At 72.7% G+C, this 20651-nt stretch carries 19 protein-coding genes and 4 tRNA genes; 17 read left to right on the top strand and 6 right to left on the bottom strand.

What is annotated here, in order from left to right:
• Window positions 1–168 precede the first annotated feature (168 nt).
• Together BMW27_RS18595 and BMW27_RS18590 are read right to left on the bottom strand one after the other, a co-directional pair.
• Window positions 169–1260 (bottom strand): 2-oxoacid:ferredoxin oxidoreductase subunit beta, encoded by a 1092-nt coding sequence (locus BMW27_RS18595; RefSeq protein ID WP_091446714.1) that lies wholly within the window; start codon window positions 1258–1260, stop codon window positions 169–171.
• On the bottom strand, window positions 1257–3215 hold the full coding sequence (locus BMW27_RS18590) for a 2-oxoacid:acceptor oxidoreductase subunit alpha (RefSeq protein WP_091446712.1): 1959 nt from the start codon (window positions 3213–3215) through the stop codon (window positions 1257–1259). Before BMW27_RS18590 ends, BMW27_RS18595 begins: the two co-directional genes overlap by 4 nt.
• Before the next feature lie 202 nt (window positions 3216–3417).
• On the opposite strand from BMW27_RS18590, the gene htpX reads away from it, so the two are divergent.
• A complete protein-coding gene (gene htpX, locus BMW27_RS18585) occupies window positions 3418–4296 on the top strand; it encodes a zinc metalloprotease HtpX (protein WP_091446711.1) in 879 nt (292 codons plus the stop codon).
• A 99-nt stretch (window positions 4297–4395) separates the two neighbouring features.
• Here the strand turns inward: htpX and BMW27_RS18580 are convergent, their stop codons facing one another.
• Window positions 4396–6177: a putative bifunctional diguanylate cyclase/phosphodiesterase gene (locus BMW27_RS18580; RefSeq protein WP_091446710.1), complete on the bottom strand. Its 1782-nt coding sequence runs from the start codon at window positions 6175–6177 to the stop codon at window positions 4396–4398.
• 128 nt (window positions 6178–6305) lie between these two features.
• Here BMW27_RS18580 and BMW27_RS18575 point away from each other — a divergent pair, with 128 nt between their 5' ends.
• Entirely contained in the window at window positions 6306–7667 is a 1362-nt protein-coding gene (locus BMW27_RS18575) for an aminotransferase class V-fold PLP-dependent enzyme (RefSeq protein ID WP_091446709.1), read from the top strand.
• 375 nt (window positions 7668–8042) lie between these two features.
• On the opposite strand, the gene BMW27_RS18570 is transcribed toward BMW27_RS18575, so the two are convergent.
• Window positions 8043–8534 (bottom strand): YajQ family cyclic di-GMP-binding protein, encoded by a 492-nt coding sequence (locus BMW27_RS18570; protein WP_091446708.1) that lies wholly within the window; start codon window positions 8532–8534, stop codon window positions 8043–8045.
• 104 nt (window positions 8535–8638) lie between these two features.
• Here BMW27_RS18570 and BMW27_RS18565 point away from each other — a divergent pair.
• A tRNA-Tyr gene (locus BMW27_RS18565) sits at window positions 8639–8720 on the top strand.
• 54 nt (window positions 8721–8774) lie between these two features.
• Here BMW27_RS18565 and BMW27_RS18560 read toward each other — a convergent pair.
• Complete coding sequence (locus tag BMW27_RS18560) at window positions 8775–9206, bottom strand: pilus assembly protein TadG-related protein (RefSeq protein WP_091446707.1); 432 nt, start codon at window positions 9204–9206, stop codon at window positions 8775–8777.
• A gap of 891 nt (window positions 9207–10097) precedes the next feature.
• On the opposite strand from BMW27_RS18560, the gene BMW27_RS18555 reads away from it, so the two are divergent.
• The 6 genes from BMW27_RS18555 to BMW27_RS18530 all read left to right on the top strand — a co-directional run bounded on the left by BMW27_RS18555 (window position 10098) and on the right by BMW27_RS18530 (window position 14196).
• Complete coding sequence (locus BMW27_RS18555) at window positions 10098–12638, top strand: putative bifunctional diguanylate cyclase/phosphodiesterase (protein ID WP_091446706.1); 2541 nt, start codon at window positions 10098–10100, stop codon at window positions 12636–12638.
• A 68-nt stretch (window positions 12639–12706) separates the two neighbouring features.
• Window positions 12707–12779 (top strand) — tRNA-Thr (locus BMW27_RS18550).
• A 57-nt stretch (window positions 12780–12836) separates the two neighbouring features.
• Window positions 12837–12910: transfer RNA gene (locus BMW27_RS18545), tRNA-Met, on the top strand.
• Window positions 12911–13020: 110 nt separating this feature from the next.
• Window positions 13021–13185 carry a 50S ribosomal protein L33 gene (gene rpmG / locus BMW27_RS18540; RefSeq protein ID WP_012950506.1) on the top strand — a complete coding sequence of 55 codons (165 nt, stop codon included), beginning with the start codon at window positions 13021–13023 and terminating at the stop codon, window positions 13183–13185.
• 65 nt (window positions 13186–13250) lie between these two features.
• On the top strand, window positions 13251–13697 hold the full coding sequence (locus tag BMW27_RS18535) for a MaoC family dehydratase N-terminal domain-containing protein (RefSeq protein ID WP_091446704.1): 447 nt from the start codon (window positions 13251–13253) through the stop codon (window positions 13695–13697).
• A 70-nt stretch (window positions 13698–13767) separates the two neighbouring features.
• Window positions 13768–14196 (top strand): MaoC family dehydratase, encoded by a 429-nt coding sequence (locus BMW27_RS18530; RefSeq protein ID WP_091446702.1) that lies wholly within the window; start codon window positions 13768–13770, stop codon window positions 14194–14196.
• Between the two features lie 232 nt (window positions 14197–14428).
• On the opposite strand, the gene BMW27_RS18525 is transcribed toward BMW27_RS18530, so the two are convergent.
• Entirely contained in the window at window positions 14429–15676 is a 1248-nt protein-coding gene (locus BMW27_RS18525; RefSeq protein ID WP_091446700.1) for a pyridoxal phosphate-dependent aminotransferase, read from the bottom strand.
• 271 nt (window positions 15677–15947) lie between these two features.
• On the opposite strand from BMW27_RS18525, the gene BMW27_RS18520 reads away from it, so the two are divergent.
• The 8 genes from BMW27_RS18520 to rplL all read left to right on the top strand — a co-directional run bounded on the left by BMW27_RS18520 (window position 15948) and on the right by rplL (window position 20492).
• Window positions 15948–16020: transfer RNA gene (locus BMW27_RS18520), tRNA-Trp, on the top strand.
• Between the two features lie 109 nt (window positions 16021–16129).
• Window positions 16130–16681 (top strand): preprotein translocase subunit SecE, encoded by a 552-nt coding sequence (gene secE, locus BMW27_RS18515; protein WP_091446695.1) that lies wholly within the window; start codon window positions 16130–16132, stop codon window positions 16679–16681.
• A gap of 39 nt (window positions 16682–16720) precedes the next feature.
• On the top strand, window positions 16721–17614 hold the full coding sequence (gene nusG, locus BMW27_RS18510) for a transcription termination/antitermination protein NusG (protein ID WP_217638203.1): 894 nt from the start codon (window positions 16721–16723) through the stop codon (window positions 17612–17614).
• Window positions 17615–17699: 85 nt separating this feature from the next.
• The gene (gene rplK / locus BMW27_RS18505; RefSeq protein WP_091446692.1) at window positions 17700–18131 is read left to right on the top strand and encodes a 50S ribosomal protein L11; all 432 of its coding nucleotides are present in this window, start codon (window positions 17700–17702) and stop codon (window positions 18129–18131) included.
• 138 nt (window positions 18132–18269) lie between these two features.
• On the top strand, window positions 18270–18989 hold the full coding sequence (gene rplA / locus BMW27_RS18500; RefSeq protein ID WP_091446691.1) for a 50S ribosomal protein L1: 720 nt from the start codon (window positions 18270–18272) through the stop codon (window positions 18987–18989).
• Between the two features lie 304 nt (window positions 18990–19293).
• On the top strand, window positions 19294–19422 hold the full coding sequence (locus BMW27_RS24415; protein ID WP_281244776.1) for a hypothetical protein: 129 nt from the start codon (window positions 19294–19296) through the stop codon (window positions 19420–19422).
• 54 nt (window positions 19423–19476) lie between these two features.
• Window positions 19477–20079, top strand: a complete 603-nt coding sequence (rplJ, locus tag BMW27_RS18495) for a 50S ribosomal protein L10 (RefSeq protein ID WP_091446690.1) — start codon at window positions 19477–19479, stop codon at window positions 20077–20079.
• A gap of 17 nt (window positions 20080–20096) precedes the next feature.
• Window positions 20097–20492, top strand: coding sequence for a 50S ribosomal protein L7/L12 (rplL, locus tag BMW27_RS18490; RefSeq protein ID WP_072919047.1), 396 nt, complete (start codon window positions 20097–20099; stop codon window positions 20490–20492).
• Window positions 20493–20651: the final 159 nt, after the last annotated feature.

Raw genomic sequence — 20651 nt, 5'->3', positions numbered from 1 at the left:
AGGACAACGGCGACAAGGACAACGGCGACAAGGACAACGGCGACAAGGACAACGCCGACAAGCACCACCACGACGGCCACTGAGCCGCGGGACGGCGTGCCGTCCTCACCACTGAGAACCCGAGGGGCGCCCGGGGACGACGGTCCCCGGGCGCCCCTCGAGTGTTGCTCAGGCCGGGACGGTCCAGGTGTCTCCGCCGGCGAGCAGCGCGCCCAGGTCGGCCGGCGAGGAGGTGCGGGCCTCCTCGACCTGGTCGGCCATCATCTTGTCGTAGGTCGGCTTCGGCACCGACCGGAAGACGCCCATCGGGGTGTAGCGGAGGTCCTGGCTGGACAGCCGCGACAGCGCGAAGGCGTACGACGGGTCCTCCCGGGTGGCGTCGTGCACGACGATGTCGTCGGCGTCCACCTGGTCGGTCTCGGCGATCCGCAGGCCGCCGAACTCGTCGCGGACCACGCACGAGGCGCCGTCCGGACCGAACACCAGCGGCTTGCCGTGGACCAGCGGGATCGACCACTGCACGCCGGTGGTCGGGTCCTTGAGCAGGTCGAACGCGCCGTCGTTGAAGATGTTGCAGTTCTGGTAGATCTCCACCAGCGCGGTGCCCTGGTGCTCCGCGGCCTGCCGCAGCACCTCGGTGAGGCCCTTGCGGTCGGAGTCCATGGCCCGGCCGACGAAGGTGGCGTCCGCGCCCAGCGCCAGCGACACCGGGTTGAACGGGTGGTCCAGCGAGCCCATCGGGGTGGACTTGGTGACCTTGCCGACCTCGCTGGTGGGCGAGTACTGGCCCTTGGTGAGCCCGTAGATCCGGTTGTTGAACAGCAGGATCTTCAGGTTCACGTTGCGGCGCAGCGTGTGGATCAGGTGGTTGCCGCCGATGGACAGCGCGTCGCCGTCCCCGGTGACGACCCACACCGACAGGTCCGGGCGGGACGCGGCCAGGCCGGTCGCGATCGCCGGCGCACGGCCGTGGATCGAGTGCATCCCGTAGGTGTTCATGTAGTACGGGAAGCGCGACGAGCAGCCGATGCCGGACACGATCACCATGTCCTCGCGCGCGATGCCGAGGCTGGGCAGGAAGCTCTGGACCGCGTTGAGGATGACGTAGTCACCGCACCCCGGGCACCAGCGCACCTCCTGGTCGGTCTTGAGGTCCTTGGCCTTGAGCTCGGCGCGCTTCTCGCCCTGGGTCTCCAGGGAGCGGGCGATGGCATCGGCGATGGGGCCCTCGGCGGGCATGCCGAGTTCGACGGTGGTCATTCCGCGCCTCCGTTGGGGTCGGCGGCGAGCGGGGCGCCGCTGGTGGAGTCGATGACGTCCTGCACGACCGCGGCGAGCTCGGCGGCCCGGAAGGGCAGCCCGCGCACCTGGGTGTGGCTCTGGACGTCGACGAGGTACTTGGCGCGCAGCAGCATGGACAGCTGCCCGAGGTTCATCTCCGGGCAGATCACCCGGTCGTAGCGGCGCAGCACCTCGCCGAGGTCGGCCGGGAACGGGTTGAGGTGACGCAGGTGGATCTGCGCGACCGACCGCCCCGAGCGGCGGATGCGCCGGCAGGCGGCGCCGATGGGCCCGTAGGTCGAGCCCCACCCGATGACGGCCACGCTGGCGTCCCCGTCCGGGTCGTCGACGTCGGTGGGCCCGATGCTCGCCGCGATGCCGTCGACCTTGGCCTGGCGCAGCCGGGTCATCAGGTCGTGGTTCGCCGGGTCGTAGGAGATGTTGCCGGTCTTGTCGGCCTTCTCCAGACCGCCGATGCGGTGCTGCATCCCCGACGTGCCCGGGATGGCCCACGGGCGGGCCAGGGTCTCCGGGTCCCGCAGGTAGGGCTGGAACTCCGGCGTCCCGTCGGCAGTGGTGGCGTTGGGCTCGCTGGCGAACTCCACCCGCAGGTCCGGCAGCTCCTCGGTGTCCGGGATCTGCCACGGCTCGGCACCGTTGGCCAGGTAGCCGTCGGACAGCAGCATGACCGGCGTGCGGTAGGTCAGCGCGATCCGCGCGGCCTCCAGCGCGGCGTCGAAGCAGTCGGCGGGGGAGCGCGGCGCCACGACCGGCAGGGGCGCCTCGCCGTTGCGGCCGAACATCGCCTGCAGCAGGTCCGACTGCTCGGTCTTGGTCGGCAGGCCCGTCGAGGGGCCGCCGCGCTGCACGTCGACGACGACCAGCGGCAGCTCGGTCATCACCGCCAGGCCCAGCGCCTCGGACTTCAGCGACACACCCGGCCCGGACGTCGTCGTGACGCCGAGGGCGCCGCCGAAGGAGGCGCCGATCGCCGAGGCGATGCCGGCGATCTCGTCCTCGGCCTGGAAGGTGCGGACGCCGAAGGACTTGTGCCGGGACAGCTCGTGGAGGATGTCCGACGCCGGGGTGATCGGGTAGGCGCCGAGGAACACCGGCAGGCCGGAGCGCTGCCCGGCGGCGACGATGCCCAGGGCCAGCGCCTGGTTGCCGGAGATGTTGCGGTAGCGGCCCGGCGCCATCGGAGCGGGCTTGATCTCGTAGGAGACCGCGAAGGCCTCCGTCGTCTCGCCGTAGTTGTAGCCGGCCCGGAAGGCGGCGATGTTGGCCGCGGCGATCTGGGGCTTGCGGCGGAACTGCCGCTCGAGGAAGCGGACGGTCCCCTCGGTGGGCCGGTGGTACATCCAGCTCAGCAGGCCGAGGGTGAACATGTTCTTCGAGCGCTCGGCCTCCTTCTTGCCGAGGCCGGAGTCGGCGAGCGCCTCCAGGGTCAGGGTGGTCAGCGGCACGTTGACCAGTTGCCAGCCCTGCAGGGAGTCGTCCTCGAGCGGGTTGGTGGCGTAGCCGACCTTGGCGAGGTTGCGCGGCGTGAACTCGTCGGCGTCGACGATCAGCAGCCCACCGCCGGGGAGGTCGGACAGGTTGGCCTTGAGCGCGGCCGGGTTCATGGCGACCAGCACGTCCGGCGCGTCGCCCGGCGTCATGATGTCGTGGTCGGCGAAGTGCAGCTGGAAGGAGCTGACACCCGGCAGGGTCCCCGTCGGCGCGCGGATCTCGGCCGGGAAGTTCGGCAGGGTCGAGAGGTCGTTGCCGAAGGACGCCGTCTCGCTGGTGAAGCGGTTGCCGGTGAGCTGCATGCCGTCGCCGGAGTCGCCGGCGAGCCGGATGACGACGCGGTCGAGCTCGACGACGCTCTTGACGAACGGCACCGGGCTCCCCGTCGTGCTGGCGACGACGGACTGGTCAGTCGTGGTCATCAGTGGTGCACCTCCACCGGCCGAGGTTACGTGGCTGTCACACCCCGCGGACCTGTGACGCGGGTGACAGTGGAACGGCCGGGAACCCCCGGCACCTGGCAACAGCAACCCGGTCGGGTGCGACCCCATTCCGTGGCCCCGGTCGCACCTTGCGGGGGAGGAGCCGGGGAACGGCCTCCCCGGGCACCGCGTTGGTCGGGACGTGCAGCGCTGGAGCAACGGACTCAAGACCGCGGTGCTCCTGGGTCTCATGGGCGGCCTCATCCTCGCCGCCGGTGGCCTCGTCGGCGGCCGGGGCGGGTTGTTCATCGCCCTGCTCATCGCCCTGGCGGTCAACGGCTACGCCTACTTCAACTCGGACAAGCTCGCCCTGCGGGCCATGCGGGCCTTCCCGGTGACCGAGACCCAGGCACCGGCGCTGTACGCGATGGTGCGCGACCTGGCCACGGAGGCCCGGCAGCCGATGCCGCGGCTCTACGTCAGTCCCACCGACCAGCCCAACGCCTTCGCCACCGGCCGGAACCCGCGCAATGCGGCCGTCTGCGTCACCCAGGGCATCCTCGAGCTGCTGGACCGCCGCGAGCTGCGCGGCGTGCTCGCGCACGAGCTGTCGCACGTCTACAACCGCGACATCCTGATCAGCTCCGTCGCCGGCGCCATGGCCACGGTCATCACCTACCTGGCGCACATGGCGATGTTCGCCTCGCTGTTCGGTGGCCGGTCGGAGGACGACCGCGGCGGGGGCAACGCCCTCGGCAGCCTGCTGCTGGTGTTCCTCGGTCCGCTCGCCGCCGGCCTGGTGCAGATGGCGGTCAGCCGCAGTCGCGAGTACCAGGCCGACGCCTCCGGTGCCGCGTTGTCACAGGACCCGCTGGCGCTGGCATCGGCGCTGCGCAAGATCGCCTCGGGTGCCGCCGCCCGGCCGCTGCCCCAGGAGGACCGGCTGGTGACGCAGAGCCACCTGATGATCGCCAACCCGTTCCGTGGCCAGGGCCTGGCGTCGATGTTCGCCACCCACCCGCCGATGCCCGAGCGGATCGCCCGGCTCGAGCAGATCGCCCGGGAGCTCGGCCAGCGCTGACGGAGGACCCCGTCGCCTCCCACCGCTCGCCCGCTCGCGGCGGCCCCTGCAGAGAGCCGCAGCCCGGGCGGGGCCGCGAGCGCCGCTCCCGCGGTCCGCTCACGCGGGGACGAGCATCGCGGGAGCCGGCCGGCGCCCGGTGAGCATCAACTTGACCGCATCGCCCGGGGTCAGCGGACGGGAGAAGTGGTAGCCCTGGCCCAGCGGGCAGGCGAGCGACCGGAGTGCCTCGAGCTGGTCGCCGGTCTCCAGTCCCTCGGCGACCACCTCCAGGCGGAGGTCGTGACCCAGCTGGGTGATCGCCGCGACCACCGCGTGGCCCTCGGTGCTGGTCGTCACACCGTCGATGAACGACTTGTCGATCTTCAGGCTGTCGATCGGGAAGCGTCGCAGGTAGCTGAGCGACGAGTACCCCGTGCCGAAGTCGTCGAGCGCCAGCCGGACGCCCAGGTCCTTGAGCAGGGCGATCTTGCGCGTCGTCTCCTCGATGTCCTGGGCGAACAGGGACTCGGTGATCTCGAGGGTGAGCAGGGACGCGGCCAGACCCGACCGGCGCAGCGCGTCGGCCACGTCGCCGACGAGGTCCGGGTGCTGGAACTGCCGCACGGAGACGTTGACGCTCATGCGGAGCCGGCCCAACGGCGAGCGGTCCTGCCAGGCGGCCGCCTGCCGGGTCGCCTCCTGCAGCACCCACCGGCCGATCGGCACGATCAGGCCGCTCTCCTCGGCCAGGGGGATGAACTCCAGCGGGGACACCAGCCCCCGCTCGGGGTGGCGCCACCGCAGCAGCGCCTCGAAGCCGACGATCTGCCGCGACGAGACGTCCACGATCGGCTGGTAGTGCAGCTCCAGCTGCCCGGCGTCGAGGGCGCCGGACAGCTGAGCCCGGACAGCGTCGCGCTGCACCTGGGCGGTGTGGTGGCTGGGCTGGAAGACCTCCAGCCGGCCCTTCCCGCCCGTCTTGGCGGCGTACATCGCCAGGTCGGCAGCGCGCAGCATCCCGATGCCGCTCGAGGTGCAGCTGTCCGACGTCGCCAGGCCGATGCTCAGCCCGGTGCGGATCCGTTGCCCACCGATCTGCATGGGGGCACGCAGGCACTCGAGGATGCGGTGGGCGACGCGCTCGGCCTGGTGGGCGCTGCCCGGGCCGGTGATCAGGATGGCGAACTCGTCACCGGAGAGGCGGGCCACCGTGTCGGTGTCCCGGACGCTGCGCACCATGCGCTCGCCGAGGAGCTTGATGAGCGCGTCGCCGCCCTCGTGACCGAGGTTGTCGTTGACCGCCTTCAGGTTGTCCACGTCGAGGAAGAGCACGGCGGACGGCGTGCCGTCCTGCTGGCGGAGCGCATCGGCCGCGGCGAGCCGCTCGATGAACAGGGCGCGGTTGGGCAGGCCGGTGAGCGTGTCGTGGAAGGCCTGGTAGCGCAGCCGGTTCTCCAGGTCCTTGCGGCCCTCGACGGCACCCAGGAGGCTGTTGAACGCCCGTCCGGCCTCGCCGATCTGGTCGTCCGAGTCGACGGTGATCCGCTCGAACACCGCCTCGGACCAGTCCCCCGAGCGGGTCGCGGAGGTGATGACGCTCGTGGCCGACCGCAGGTGTCCGCCGAGCACCTCCATGCGGCCGCCGACGACCCCGCGGCAGAGCGCGTAGTTCATCGCGCCGACGAGGAAGCCGGCCAGCAGGCACGCGCTCTGGAAGACCGGCCGGTCGGTGATCACCTCGGGCACACCGAGGAGCACGGCGAACGGCGGGAAGATGAGCCCGACGACCAGGCCCAGCCCCACCATGTAGATGGCCATGTCCCAGAACACCCGCGAGGTCAGCCGGAAGCCCCCGCGGAGTCGCGGCCGGGTCCGGCCGCTGTCGTGATGCACGCTCATGCCGGCCAGATCGGAGGGAAGGCACCCCGACTTGAGCGGTGCGTGTGACGACGGTCGCAGGAACGACCCATCGGAGGGATCTCCGCCCGGTCGTTCAAGTTCTGCGGCGGGGTGTCGATCAGGTTGCCATGGAGATCCCCCTGTCCTTCACCGCCGGCCAGCACGTGGGCGACGACCTGTGGGTGTCCGTGCTGGACGGCGGACCCCGCCAGTACGTCGACCTCGACACCGCCGCCACCAGCTCGGCGTCGGTGGTCGTCGCCCGGGCGGTGCAGGAGTTCCTCCCCTGGTACGCCAGCGTGCACCGCGGGGCCGGCATCCGGTCCCAGCTCACGAGCAAGCGGTACGAGGAGGCGCGCGAGATCATGGTGCGCTTCGTGGGCGGCGACCCGCGCACGCACCTCGCGCTGTTCCCGCGCAACACCACCGAGGCGCTCAACCTGCTGGCCTTCCGCCTCGGCCTCACCACGGACGACGTCGTCGTCACCACGGCGGTGGAGCACCACGCCAACCTGCTGCCGTGGCGGCGGCACGCCCGGCTGCGGGTCGTCGACGTCGACACGAGCGGGACCTTCGACGTGGCCGCCGTCGAGGCCGCGCTCGACCAGCACCCGAGGCCCCGCGTGCTGGCCGTCACCGGCGGCTCCAACGTCACCGGCTGGCTGCCCGACCTGCGCGGTGTCGCCGCCGCGGCCCGCCAGCGCGGCGTCCTGGTCGTGGTCGACGGCGCACAGCTGGTCCCGCACCGCCCGGTGGACATCGCCGCGCTGGGCATCGACGTCATCGCCTTCTCGGGCCACAAGATGTACGCGCCCTTCGGCGCCGGCGCGCTGGTCGCACCGCGTGCCCTCCTCGCCGACGGGGAGCCCTTCCTCGTGGGAGGGGGTGCGGTGGGTGCGGTCTCGTTCGACGACGTCGTCTGGGCGGACGGCCCCGACCGCGACGACGCCGGCTCGCCCAACGTCGTCGGGGTCGTCGCCCTCGCCGCGGCCGCCGACGAGCTCCGCAGCGACGGCTGGTCGTCGGTGCGCGCGCACGAGGACCACCTGGTGCGGGCGCTCGACTCCGAGCTGCGCTCCGTGCCCGGGTTGCACCGGCTGGGCCCGGTGACCGGGGACCGGCTGCCGGTCGCCGCCTTCAACCTGGCGGGTGTGCCGCACGGGCTGCTGGCCGCCCGGCTGGCCAACGAGTACGCGATCGGCACGCGCAGCGGCTGCTTCTGCGCGCACCCGTACATGGGTCGGCTGCTCGGCCTGTCCGACGCCGAGGTCGAGCGGTTCCACGCAGACGTCCGCGCCGGGGCCCGCCACCGGCTCCCCGGGGCGGTGCGGGTCAGCGCGAACCGGCAGACCTACCTCACCGACATCCCGCTCCTGGGTCAGGCACTGCGGGAGATCGCCGCCGATCCGGCGGGCGCGGAGCGGTACGTGCTCGACGAGCGCGGCGACTACGTCCCGCGGGTCCGGCCCCGCGTGCCGGCGTCCGTCTGACGGTCCCGGCCCACGGCGGGCCACGCCGTGGCGGATCCTGCCGGCGCAGCAGTGCGTCGTGGCCCTCGATGCGGCGGCCCGACGCCGGGCGTCGACCGGACGCGGGGGTGTCGACCCGAGGTGCGGGCAGCTGGTCTCCGGCCGCTACCGGCTGGTCGCGGTCGGCGGGCTGCCCCCCGGACCGGACCCACCGGGCCACCGGCGCAGCAGGTCCGCGGCGGCGGGGTCCGTCGCCTCCCACCGGTCGTCCCCACCGCCAGCGGTCGAGGACCGTCCGCGCGCCGCAGCCGGCGACCTCGTGGCCGGCTGCGGCGCTCCTGCGGACCCCTCACCGACCGGGGCGCCGCAGGACCGCCCCAGCGAGGGCGCAGCAGCTCAGCGGTAGTTGTCGAACTGCAGCGCGACGTCGAGGTCCTTGCCGCGCAGCAGCTGCTGCACCGCCTGCAGGTCGTCGCGCTTCTTGCCGCTCACCCGGAGCTGGTCGCCCTGGATCTGGGCCTGGACCCCCTTGGGGCCCTCGTCCCGGATGATCTTGGCGATCTGCTTGGCCTTGTCCGACTCGATGCCCTGCTTGATGCGGGCCGAGATCCTGTAGCTGCGACCCGAGGACTGCGGGTCGTCGGCGTCGAGGGCCTTGAGCGAGATGCCCCGCTTGACGAGCTTCTCCCGGAAGACGTCGAGGGCCGCGGTCACGCGCTCCTCGGTGTCGGCGCTCAGCGTCACGCCCTCCTCGCCCGCCCAGGCGATCGAGGCGTTGGTGCCCCGGAAGTCGAAGCGCTGCGAGAGCTCCTTGGCGGCCTGGTTGAGGGCGTTGTCGACCTCCTGGCGGTCGACCTTGCTCACCACGTCGAACGACGAGTCGGCCATGTGTCGGTTGCTCCTTCCCTCTGCCGTCCACCCGCCACGGTCGGGCCCGGGGCCACGTCCGGAGCAGGTCTCCGGTGTCTTGTACGCTCTCCCGGTACCACCACGGCGGGTTGCCCGAGTGGCCAATGGGAGCGGACTGTAAATCCGTCGGCTTAGCCTACGAAGGTTCGAATCCTTCACCCGCCACACCCGGTGCACGCGGCCCCCGACCTGACTCCAGGTCGGGGGTCGCGGTCCGTCTCAGGGGGTGGTGGGGGCGCGAGCGCCCGCGACGGCGGTGCGCTCCAGGGGCTGCCCACCGAGGAAGAGCCAGCCGAACGCGATCTCGACGTGGCGCGTGCACCGCACCGCCACCTCCACGCCGTCGGTCTCGGTGGACCAGGAGTGCAGCGCCGTCCCGCCGTCGGCGAGCTGGTCGGCCACGGCCGCCTGCGTGCTGGCGCGGGTCAGCGGCAGCGCCGCTCCCACGCCGGTGGCGTAGAGGGCCGCCTCGTCCGTGGCGTTGGCCGCGGCCAGCGCGGCGCCGTCGCAGACCGACTGCACCTGCTGCTGCTCGAGGAAGGCGTCGGACGCCGCGATCGCGCCGAAGGCCATGAGCGCGGCCACCAGCCAGCACACCAGGACCAGGGGCAGCGTCGAGCCGCGCTCGCCGTCGTCCCCGTCCCGTCGCACGCGGCGCAGCGTAGGTCGCCGTCCGGCCCGTCCACGAGCTGTGGACGGCGCTGTGGAGGACTGTGGACCCGATCGGGGGAACCCCTGGTCGGCCGGACCCGCGCCTGTGGAGGGCCGCACGCCGGGTCCGCGCGACGCCGGGGGTACCGCGGCACCGCCCCCTCACGGACAGGCTCCCGATGGCGTCAGGTCCCCGACGTCGGGCCACACCCGAGGCCCCGCCGCGTGCCGGCCCGACCGACCGAGGCTCCCCCCATCCGGTCCGACTCGCCGGGATGCCGTCCGCCGATCCGGGCCCTCGCCTGGGTGACCTGGGGGTCTCCCGCCTCCGGACGGTGGCCGGCCTGCAGCGGCGCGGGGACAGGCCTCGGTGGCGCGCCGAGGACCGGTCCGTGGCGGCTTGTCCGCCCGGAAACACCACCGGACCCACGTGTCACCCCATTGCGTGACACTCTGCCTACTCATCGTCACCATACGTGACGGCATGACGGGTCGACACCGTGCTGTGACCCTCATGGCGGTTCGGGCGCTTGCCCCGAAAGAGTGACGGGCAGCAATCTCTCCGGCGCGGTCCGTACCCAACGCTCTGCCCCCGCGCCTGGACGACTGCCCTGTTCCCGACACAGCGGTCCTTCATGCCTGAGGAGGCGTCATGAGCAACAGCACGCGTGCCACCGACCGGAACCGTGGCTTCAAGTGGACCCGGGGCTTCAAGTGGACCCGTCAGACCGCCAACTGACCCCCGGGCGGGCGTCGTCGGCACCGGGGATGGCGCGCGACTGCGCACGCGAGTTGCCCCTCACCCCTCTGGGTGGTGAGGGAGTCCGCGGTGGCTCCATCCGCTGTTAGCCTCGGCGCCGCCCTCACTCCCCGAGCGAGATACAGGTGCCCGTGGCCGCGCAGGACGCTCCCGATGCACGGCGCAGGCCCATCCGCCTGACGCCGTGGGGGATCGCTCTCCTGGGTGTCGGCGTCGTCCTGCCGATCGCGGCGTGGACCCTCGGGTGGCCCCTGGCGCCGGTCTCCGTGGTCGCGTTCCTCGCCATGGTCGTCGCTCTCGCGGTGGCCGAGTCGGTCAACGTCAACTTCGAGTTCCGCCGCCACGGCGTCAGCAGCACCACCAGCGAGGCGGCTGTCGTCGTCGCCCTCGTGGTGCTGGGTCCGTGGTGGACCGCCGTCGCCCGCGCGCTGGCGATGGGGGGTACCTGCGCGCTGCAGCGGTTCCCCCCGGCGAAGACCGTCTTCAACGTCGCGGTCGCCGTGCTCGAGGTCTGCGTCGCCACGCTGGTGCTGCGGCTCCTGCCGGCTGACGAGATCAGCTCGCCCGTGACCTGGCTGTGCTACCTCGTCGCCGTCGTCACGGCCACCTTCATCGGTGGACTCATGACGGTCGTGGCGATCGTCGCCACGCAGGGCTACCCGGGTCGCGTCGTCTGGACGATCCTGCTCCTGCCGCTGGTGTCCGTGGTGCCGATCTCGGTCCTCGTCGGTCTGGCCGTCCTGCTCCTCGTCCACACGACGACGTGGTCGCTGCTCCTCCTCGCGCCGCTGATCGTCGCGCTGGTGGCGCTGTACCGCCGGTTCGCCGCGGTGTCGAGGGAGGGGCAGGACCTCGAGAAGGTGTACGCGTTCGCCCGCCAGGTGGAGCAGATCGGTCCCGACGAGGACGGCCCGCGCCGACTGGTCGAGGGCCTCCGCGAGCTCCTCAACGCCGAGCGGGTCGCCCTCTGGCTGCCGCCCTACCTCGACGAGGAGCCGCGTCTGGTCGTCGCCTCGGACGACGGCCGCAGCTGGTACGACGGCCCCAGCGACCCCGACGACCTCTTCCGCCGGCGGGTGACCGAGGGTGCGCACGAGGGTCCGCTCCTCGTCACGCTCGCCCGGGCCACCGAGGCCGAGGCGGCCGCCCTAGTGCGTCGTGGGGCCGGTGACCTGCTCGCCGCGCCCGTGGCCACCGCAGCGGGCGAGCCGGGGTACCTGGAGATCTGCGACCGCCGGAGCGACTTCGTCTCGTTCGCCGACGGTGACCGGGACGCGCTCGACTCCATGCTCACCCACGTCAACGCCGCGATCCGGCAGCAGCAGCTGCTGACCCAGATCCGGTACGACGCCGACCACGACCGGCTCACCGGCCTGCCCAACCGGCAGCGCCTCGCGGTGGAGATCGACGAGCTGCTCGTGGCCGACCCGGTCGCCGGGCGGGCGGGCCTCATCCTCGCCTCGCTGGACAACTACGCCGAGGTCACCGACACCCTCGGCCACGCGGCCAGCGACGAGCTGCTGCTGGTCACCGCCGGCCTGCTGCGCGAGCACGCCCCACCGCAGGCGCTCGTGGCCCGCATGGAGGGCGAGCAGTTCGCCGTCCTGCTGCCCGGGCTGTCGCTGCCCGCCACGGAGCGGGCCGCCCGCCGGCTGCGCGAGGCCACCTCGACGCGCGTCCGGGTCGCCGGCCTGGACCTCGAGGTGACGCTGACCATCGGCGTGGCCGCTGCCCCGGTGCACGGCGCGGACTCCGGCACGCTCATGCAGCGGGCCGACGTCGCCCTGCTGGCCGGAGCCGGCAAGAGCGGTGTGGCCAGCTACCACCCGGTGCTCGACCAGCAGAGCCTGCGCCGCCTGCAGCTGGGCACCGAGCTCGAGCAGGCCATGGCCGACGGCGAGATCAGCGTCGTCTTCCAGCCGATCATCGACGCACGCACCTCCGACATCGTCTCGGTCGAGACGCTGGTGCGCTGGGCGCACCCGCGCTACGGGGCGATCGCGCCGGACGAGTTCATCCACCTCGCCGAGCAGATCGGCCGCATCGGCCCGCTGACCGACCACGTGCTCGACCTCGCGCTGGCCCGCTGCCGCCGGTGGCTGGACCAGGACATCGCGCTGTCGGTGGCGGTCAACCTCTCCGCCCGCTGCCTGACCGAGCCGGACCTGGTGGACCGGGTGCAGCGCGCGCTGCGCCGCCACGGCGTCCCCGGTGAGCTGCTGACCCTGGAGCTGACCGAGGGCAGCGTCGTCGACGACTCGGTGCGCAGCAGCACCGTCCTGGCCGACCTGCACGCGCTGGGCCTGCGGCTGTCGATGGACGACTTCGGCACCGGCTACTCCTCGCTGTCCCAGCTGCGCCAGCTGCCCATCGACGAGGTGAAGATCGACAAGTCCTTCGTGCTCGGCATGTCGACCAGCCAGGGGGAGTCGTTCATCGCCCGCTCGATCATCGAGCTGGCCCACAACCTGGGCCTGCGGGTCGTGGCCGAGGGCGTCGAGGACGAGCTGACGCGCAACCTGCTCGCCGAGATGGGCTGCGACAAGCTGCAGGGCTTCCTGGTCAGCCGCCCGCTGCCCGACGAGCGGCTGGAGAGCTGGATCCTGGCCCGCACCGGCGTCCGCTCGGCCGTCGCCGGCACGCCGCACCGGCGGCTGTTCGTGCGCTCCTGACCGCGCCGGGGACCCCCTGCGACAGGCCCCGGGAGCCGTCGGGTAGAATTCTCGACGGCTCGAAGCCCGCCCCTTTAGCTCAGTCGGCAGAGCGTCTCCATGGTAAGGAGAAGGTCTACGGTTCGATTCCGTAAAGGGGCTCTGGAACACAGTGGCCGCTCGGCCCGGTCGCCGAGACCGGGCCGCACGGCCACGTCCGGCGGTGTAGCTCAGCCAGGCAGAGCAAGCGGCTCATAATCGCTGTGTCACCGGTTCAAATCCGGTCACCGCTACTCACGACGGACCCCGCGACCCGGGGTCCGTCGGCGTGTTGCAGCACCGTGCGGGCACCCGCCCGCACGTCCGGGCCCGGCCCGGGTACCGACAAGGCGAGGAGCGCCCCGTGGCAGCCACCGACATCCGTCCGAAGATCACCCTGGCCTGCCAGGAGTGCAAGAGCCGGAACTACATCACCCGGAAGAACCGGCGCAACGACCCCGACCGGCTCGAGCTGAAGAAGTTCTGCCCGAAGGACCGCAAGCACACGATCCACCGCGAGACCCGCTGACGCGGTCTCGAGCCACCGCGGGAACCCGCTGACCGAGCGGTCCCTGCGAGAGGGAGGGCGGGAGCATGGCACTCGATCCAGCACTGGTCGGGCGCGGCTACCCGCCCTCCGCCGTCTACGAGGTCGGCCGGCAGAAGATCGCCGAGTTCGCCGACGCCATCGGTGAGGCCGACCCGGTGCACCGGGACACCGACGCCGCCCGCGCGGCCGGGCACCCCGACGTCATCGCCCCGCCCACCTTCGCCATCGCCCTGACGCTGTCGGCCGCGGGCGTCGTCGTCGAGGACCCCGACGTCGCACTGGACTACAGCCGCGTCGTCCACGGCGAGCAGCGCTTCACCCACCACCGGCCCATCCGGGCCGGCGACCGGCTCGTCGCCACGCCCACCATCGAGGCCGTGCGCAGCATCGGCGGCAACGACCTGCTCACCACCCGGGTGGACGTCGCCACCGAGGACGGCGAACCGGTCTGCTCGGCCACCTCGATGCTCGTCGCCCGGGGGACCGCGTGACCGAGCTCGCGAGGTCACGCACGGGCAGGGCGCCGGACACGTGGACGACGAGCGCCGGCGAGGAGGTCGCGTGACCGCCGCGGTCCGGGCTGCCGACGTCGCCGTCGGCACCGAACTGCCCGAGCAGACCTACCCGGTCACCCGCGCCGACCTCGTCCGCTACGCCGGCGCCTCCGGGGACTTCAACCCCATCCACTGGAACGAGCGGGTGGCCACCGAGGTGGGCCTCCCCGGCGTCATCGCGCACGGGATGCTCACCATGGCGCTGGCCGCGCGCGCGGTCACCGCCTGGGCCGGCGACCCGGGCGCACTGGTCGAGTACCACGTGCGGTTCGGCCGGCCGGTCGTCGTCCCCGATGACGACGCCGGTGCCCGAGTGACGGTTCGCGGGAAGGTGGGCGCGCTCGGCGACGACGGCCGCGCCCGCGTCGACCTCACCGTCACCAGCGGCGGCGAGAAGGTGCTCTCGCTGGCCCGCGCCACCGTCCAGCTGGCGTGAGCGCGCGGCGGCACCCGCTCACGCTCGGTGCCGTCCTGCCTGCGGCCCACCGGCTGCGGCGCCTCTCCGTCGACACCCTCCCCGCCGAGCGATCGCCGGCGCCGCCGCGCTCGACGTCCTCACCGAGGCAGCGCCCTCGACGAGGAGGAGGACCCCGCCGAGTCGTCCTGGTCACGGGGCGGCCCCGTCCAGGGGCCCGTCGCGAGCCTGCAGGGGAGGGAGGACGGGGTCCCTAGGCGAGCAGGCGCTGCATCCGGGTCACGCCCTCGACGAGGTCGTCGTCGCCGAGCGCGTAGGACATCCGCAGGTAGCCCGGCGTGCCGAAGGCCTCACCCGGGACGACGGCGACCTCCGCCTCCTCCAGGATGATCTCGGCCAGCTGCACGCTGTCCTGCGCCGTCCGACCGGCGACCGGCCGGCCCAGCAGCGCCTTGACCGACGGGTAGACGTAGAACGCGCCGCGCGGCTCGGGGCAGGCCACGCCGGGGATCTCGCGCAGCATCGACACGATTGTGCGGCGCCGCCGGTCGAAGGCCTCGCGCATCGTGGCCGCGGCCGACAGGTCACCGGTGAGCGCGGCGACCGCGGCGGCCTGCGACACGTTGGCCACGTTGGACGTGGCGTGCGACTGCAGGTTCGTCGCGCCCTTGACGACGTCGGTCGGCCCGACGACCCAGCCGACCCGCCAGCCGGTCATCGCGTAGGTCTTGGCCACCCCGTTGACGACGACGCAGCGGTCGGCGAGCTCGGGGACGACGACCGGCATCGAGGGCGCGGTCGCCCCGTCGTAGGTGAGGTGCTCGTAGATCTCGTCGGTGAGCACCCACAGCTCGTTGTCCAGCGCCCAGCGGCCGATCTCCTCGACCAGCTCGGGTGGGTAGACCGCGCCCGTCGGGTTGGACGGCGAGCAGAACAGCAGCACCTTGGTGCGCGGCGTCCGGGCGGCCTCGAGCTGGGCGACCGACACCAGGTAGCCGCTCTCCTCGTCGGCCACGACCGGTACCGGCACGCCGCCGGCGAGGGCGATCGCCTCGGGGTAGGTCGTCCAGTACGGCGCGGGCAGCAGCACCTCGTCGCCCGGGTCGAGCATCGTGGCGAAGGCCTCGTACACGGCCTGCTTGCCTCCGTTGGTCACCAGCACGTTGGCCGGGGTGACCTGCAGCCCCGAGTCGCGGGCGGTCTTGGCGACGATCGCCTCCTTGAGGGCCGGCAGCCCGCCCGCAGGGGTGTAGCGGTGCATCGCCGGCTGGGAGCAGGCGGCGACGGCGGCCGCGACGATGTAGTCCGGCGTCGGGAAGTCCGGCTCGCCCGCGCCGAAGCCGATGACCGGCTTGCCCGCGGCCTTGAGCGCCTTGGCCTTGGCGTCGACCGCCAGGGTCGCCGACTCGGCGATGGCGGCCACGCGGCGGGAGATGCGCCGGTCGGCGGGCGACGGCCCGGAGGACGGTGCAGCGGACTCCGTGGAGGAGGCGGCGGTCATGCCCCCATCATGTCGGAGGGCGGCGTCCGCGGTCGCCTCCGCACCGGTCGGGCGCCCCCGCGCCCCGGCACGGGGCCGCCGGACCCGGCAGGTTGGCTGGCGTCCTCGGCGGTCCCGTACACTGGCTGTCCTGGGGCCACTGACCCCGCCACCGGCGTGCCCCGGAACCCTCGCGGGAACGGTGCCGTCCGGAGCGGGCACGCGGTCCCGGGCGGCTTCGTCCCGGGTCCCACCCTGAGCTCGCGAGGGGTGGGGAGGACGAGGTCCTCCAAGGGGTGTAGCTCAATTGGCAGAGCAGCGGTCTCCAAAACCGCAGGCTGCAGGTTCAAGTCCTGTCACCCCTGCCCGTGCCGCCGGCACCTGCGCCGGCGACGTGCACGACCCGTACGACAGCACCACCACCGACCGTCGGCCCAGGACAACGGCCACCACCAGCGAGGCGAGCGAGGCGCAGTGAGCGACGAGAAGCCGGCACGCGAGGGCGACCCCCGCGCCGCCTCCGACGCCGAGCCGACCGACGAGCAGCTCGACCGCGAGGCCCCGGGCGTGGCCGACGCCGCCGAGCTGCAGGCCGCCGAGGCCGAGGTCGCCGCCGAGGCCGAGACCGACGAGGACAAGGTCGTGGCCTCGCGGCCCACCGGCGCCCGCCGGGGGAGCCGGATCACCGCGGGGGACGACGAGGACGACGACGAGTCGGCCCCCCGCACCCGTCGGGCCGCCCGCGGGCGCGCGCCGTCCCGGCCCGCCGGGCGGGCCGCCGAGGGTGGCGCCACCAGGTCCCGCGCCGCCGCGGAGCGCGACCGCGCCGCCGAGGCACGGCAGCGGCGCGACATCCGGCGCTTCCTGCGCGAGGTCGTCGCCGAGCTGCGCAAGGTCATCTGGCCCGGGCGCCGCGAGCTGATCACCTACACGACCGTCGTGATCGTCTTCGTGGCCTTCATCGTCGCCCTGGTGGCCGGCCTGGACCTCCTCTTCGCCCAGGGCGTGCTCGCCGTCTTCGGCTGAGCCCACCCGCGCCTGCACCACCGACAAGGAAGAGACACCGTGACCGACCCCCGCGAGCCCTTCGACACCGACAGCGCCGTCGAGGCCATCGACCTCGACGACGCGCGCTTCGACGTGCGAGGCACGGCGGACGTCGAGACCGGCGCCGGCGAGACCGGTGCTGCCGAGGGCTCCGTCGACACCGCCGACCAGGACGTCCTCACCGGCGTGGCCGACGTCGCGCCCGGCGTGGAGGGCGGCGACCCCGCCAGCCTGGTGAGCGACCCGCTGGCCGCTCCGGCGGAGTCCTCCGACCTGGGTGACCAGGCCGAGGACGACGAGGAGGCCGACCCGGCCGAGGCGATGCGCAAGGTCCTGCGCGGTCAGTTCGGCGACTGGTACGTCATCCACTCGTACGCCGGCTACGAGAACAAGGTGAAGACCAACCTGGAGTCGCGCATCCAGTCGTTGGACATGGAGGACTACATCTTCCAGATCGAGGTGCCCACCGAGGAGGTCACCGAGATCAAGAACGGCAAGCGCACCCAGGTCAACCGGAAGAAGCTGCCCGGCTACCTGCTCGTCCGCATGGACCTCAACGACGAGTCCTGGGGCGCGGTGCGGAACACCCCCGGCGTCACGGGGTTCGTCGGTGCGACGTCCCGGCCCTCGCCGCTGAGCATCGACGAGGTCGTCAGCCTGCTCGCCCCCGCGGCCACCCCGCAGGCCGCCCGGACGGCGGAGACCACGAGCACCACCACCGCTGCGGCACCGACCACCGTCGTCGACTTCGAGGTCGGCGAGTCGGTCACCGTCATGGACGGCCCCTTCGCGACGCTCCCGGCCACGATCAACGAGATCAACGCCGAGCAGCAGAAGCTGCAGGTGCTCGTGTCCATCTTCGGCCGGGAGACGCCGGTCGAGCTGTCGTTCAACCAGGTCCAGAAGATCTAGAGACCTCGGTGCTCCCCGGCCCTCGCTCCGCTGGGCACGGGACCCTGCACCGAGGCCGTTCCACCCCGTCACCGAGAAGGAAGTCATGCCCCCCAGGAAGCGGTTGACCGCGGTCATCAAGCTCCAGATCAACGCCGGTGCGGCCACGCCCGCCCCGCCCGTCGGTCCGGCGCTGGGCCAGCACGGCGTCAACATCATGGAGTTCTGCAAGGCGTACAACGCCGCCACGGAGTCGCAGCGCGGCAACGTGATCCCGGTCGAGATCTCGGTCTACGAGGACCGCTCGTTTACCTTCGTCACCAAGACCCCGCCGGCGGCGCGCATGCTGCTCAAGGCGGCCGGTGTGGAGAAGGGCTCCGGCGAGCCGCACAAGACCAAGGTCGCCACCGTGACCCGCGACCAGGTCCGCGAGATCGCCCAGACCAAGATGGCCGACCTCAACGCGAACTCCCTCGACGAGGCGGAGAAGATCATCGCCGGCACCGCCCGGTCGATGGGCATCACCGTCCAGGGCTGACGGAAGCCGCCGCCCTCCGGCGGCGTTGCACCACCTGGGTCCGGCGCCTGCCGGCCCGCACAGCACCTGTGGGAGGGCCCCGCCAGGCCCGCGCACCACACGATCCCCGGCCGAGGCGCCGGGGGAGAGGACACCACCATGGCGAAGCACGGCAAGAAGTACCGCGAGGTGGCCGCGAAGGTCGACCGCGACAACCTCTACTCCCCGCTGCAGGCGGCCGGCCTGGCGAAGGAGACCTCGCCGACGGCGTACGACGCCACCGTCGAGGTGGCCATGCGCCTGGGCGTCGACCCGCGCAAGGCCGACCAGATGGTCCGCGGCACGGTCAACCTGCCGCACGGCACCGGTAAGACCGCTCGCGTCATCGTCTTCGCGACCGGTGACAAGGCCGCCGAGGCCGAGGCCGCCGGCGCCGACGTCGTGGGTTCGGAGGACCTGATCGAGCGCATCCAGGGCGGCTTCCTGGACTTCGACGCCGCGATCGCCACGCCCGACCAGATGGCCAAGGTCGGCCGGATCGCCCGCATCCTCGGTCCGCGCGGCCTGATGCCGAACCCGAAGACCGGCACGGTGACCCCTGACGTCACCAAGGCGGTCAACGACATCAAGGGCGGGAAGATCAACTTCCGCGTCGACAAGCAGGCCAACCTGCACCTGGTGATCGGCAAGGCTTCCTTCGACGAGACCAAGCTCGTCGAGAACTACGCTGCGGCGCTGGACGAGGTGCTGCGGGCCAAGCCGGCCGCGGCCAAGGGCCGGTACCTGAAGAAGGTCACCATCTCCACCACCATGGGCCCGGGCATCCCGGTCGACCCGAACCGCACCCGCAACCTGACGGTGGACGAGCCCACCGCCTGAAGAAGGACCCCCTCGCCCCCTCCGCTCGCTGACGCTCGCGGTGGGGCCCTGCGAGGGGGCCACCCACGGACGGTCCCGAGGGCCCCGTCGCGCAGTGCGCGGCGGGGCCCCCGTCGTTCCCCACCCCGGGCGGCGGGATCGGCGATCCCGCACGGACCGGGGTGGGCAACCGGGCGAGTCCGCCGATCCCACCGGGGATGGGGGCGTCCCGGCCCCGCGTCCGGACGGCGACAGCCGGTGGCCGCGGCGCATGGCGTATGCTCGTCGGCGTTCCCCCCACGACCGCTGGTCGTCGCACGTCCGCGTGCGATCGAAGGTCCCGGACTCCGGGCGGCCCGCGCAGGAGGACGGTTCGATCGACGTGGCGCCGCGCGCCCGCGTCCTCGCCCCGTGCGCCTGCGCCGGGGCGTTCCTCGTCTCCGGGGTCTGCTGATCGCCCGCCGTCGTGCACCGGCCGGCGGTCCGCCCGATCGACGAGAGGAGGCCCATGCCCACGCAGGCGAAGGCCGCGGTGATCGACGAGATCACCGAGCGGTTCCAGTCGTCCAGCGCGGCGGTGCTCACCGAGTACCGCGGGCTGACCGTGGCCCAGCTGACCCAGCTGCGCCGTTCCCTCGGTGAGGGCAGCAGCTACGCCGTCGTCAAGAACACCCTGACGAAGCGGGCCGCGGAGCAGGTCGGCCACGCCGACCTGGCGCCGCTGCTCAACGGCCCGACCGCGATCGCCTTCATCGAGGGCGACCCGGTCAACGCGGCCAAGGCCATCCGTGACTTCGCGCGCGCCAACCCGCTGCTCGTCGTCAAGGGCGGCGTGGTCGAGGGCCGCACGGTCGGCGCCGCCGAGGTCACCGCCCTCGCCGACGTCGAGCCGCGCGAGGTCCTGCTGGCCAAGCTGGCCGGCGCGATGATGGGCAACCTCAGCAAGGCCGCGGGTCTGTTCCAGGCCCCGCTGTCGCAGGTCGCCCGTCTGGCCGCCGCGCTGCAGGAGAAGAAGCCCGCCGAGGGTGCCGACTCCGCCGCCGACACCGCTGCTGCTGACACCACCACCGACACCGCTGCCGCCGCGGACGCCGCGGCCAGCACCGACTGACCCCAGAAGGAGAGATCATGGCCAAGCTGTCCACCACGGAGCTGCTCGACGCGTTCAAGGAGATGACGCTGCTCGAGCTGTCCGACTTCGTGAAGCAGTTCGAGGAGACCTTCGAGGTCACCGCTGCTGCCCCGGTCGCCGTCGCGGCCGCCCCGGCCGCCGGTGGTGCCGGCGACGGTGGCGCCCCCGCCGCGGAGGAGCAGGACGAGTTCGACGTCATCCTCGAGGGCGCCGGCGACAAGAAGATCCAGGTCATCAAGGAGGTGCGCGGCCTGACCTCGCTCGGCCTCAAGGAGGCCAAGGACCTGGTCGACGGCGCGCCGAAGCCGGTCCTGGAGAAGGTCGACAAGGACGCCGCCGAGAAGGCCAAGGCCGCTCTCGAGGGCGCCGGCGCCACCGTCACCGTCAAGTGACCCACTACCCGGCGGTCCCGATCGCCGGGTGCGTCACCGTCAGGTGACCCACTTCCCGGGGCCCGCCGGGGTGCACCACCTCGCACGACCCGCAGGGGCCGTCCTCCACCCGGAGGGCGGCCCCTGCGTCGTCCGTGCGTCCCCGTCCACGAGCACACC

The sequence above is a fragment of the Geodermatophilus poikilotrophus genome (genome assembly GCF_900111455.1).
Taxonomy (GTDB): Bacteria; Actinomycetota; Actinomycetes; order Mycobacteriales; family Geodermatophilaceae; genus Geodermatophilus; species Geodermatophilus poikilotrophus.
This window is presented reverse-complemented; position numbering and strand designations above follow the sequence as displayed.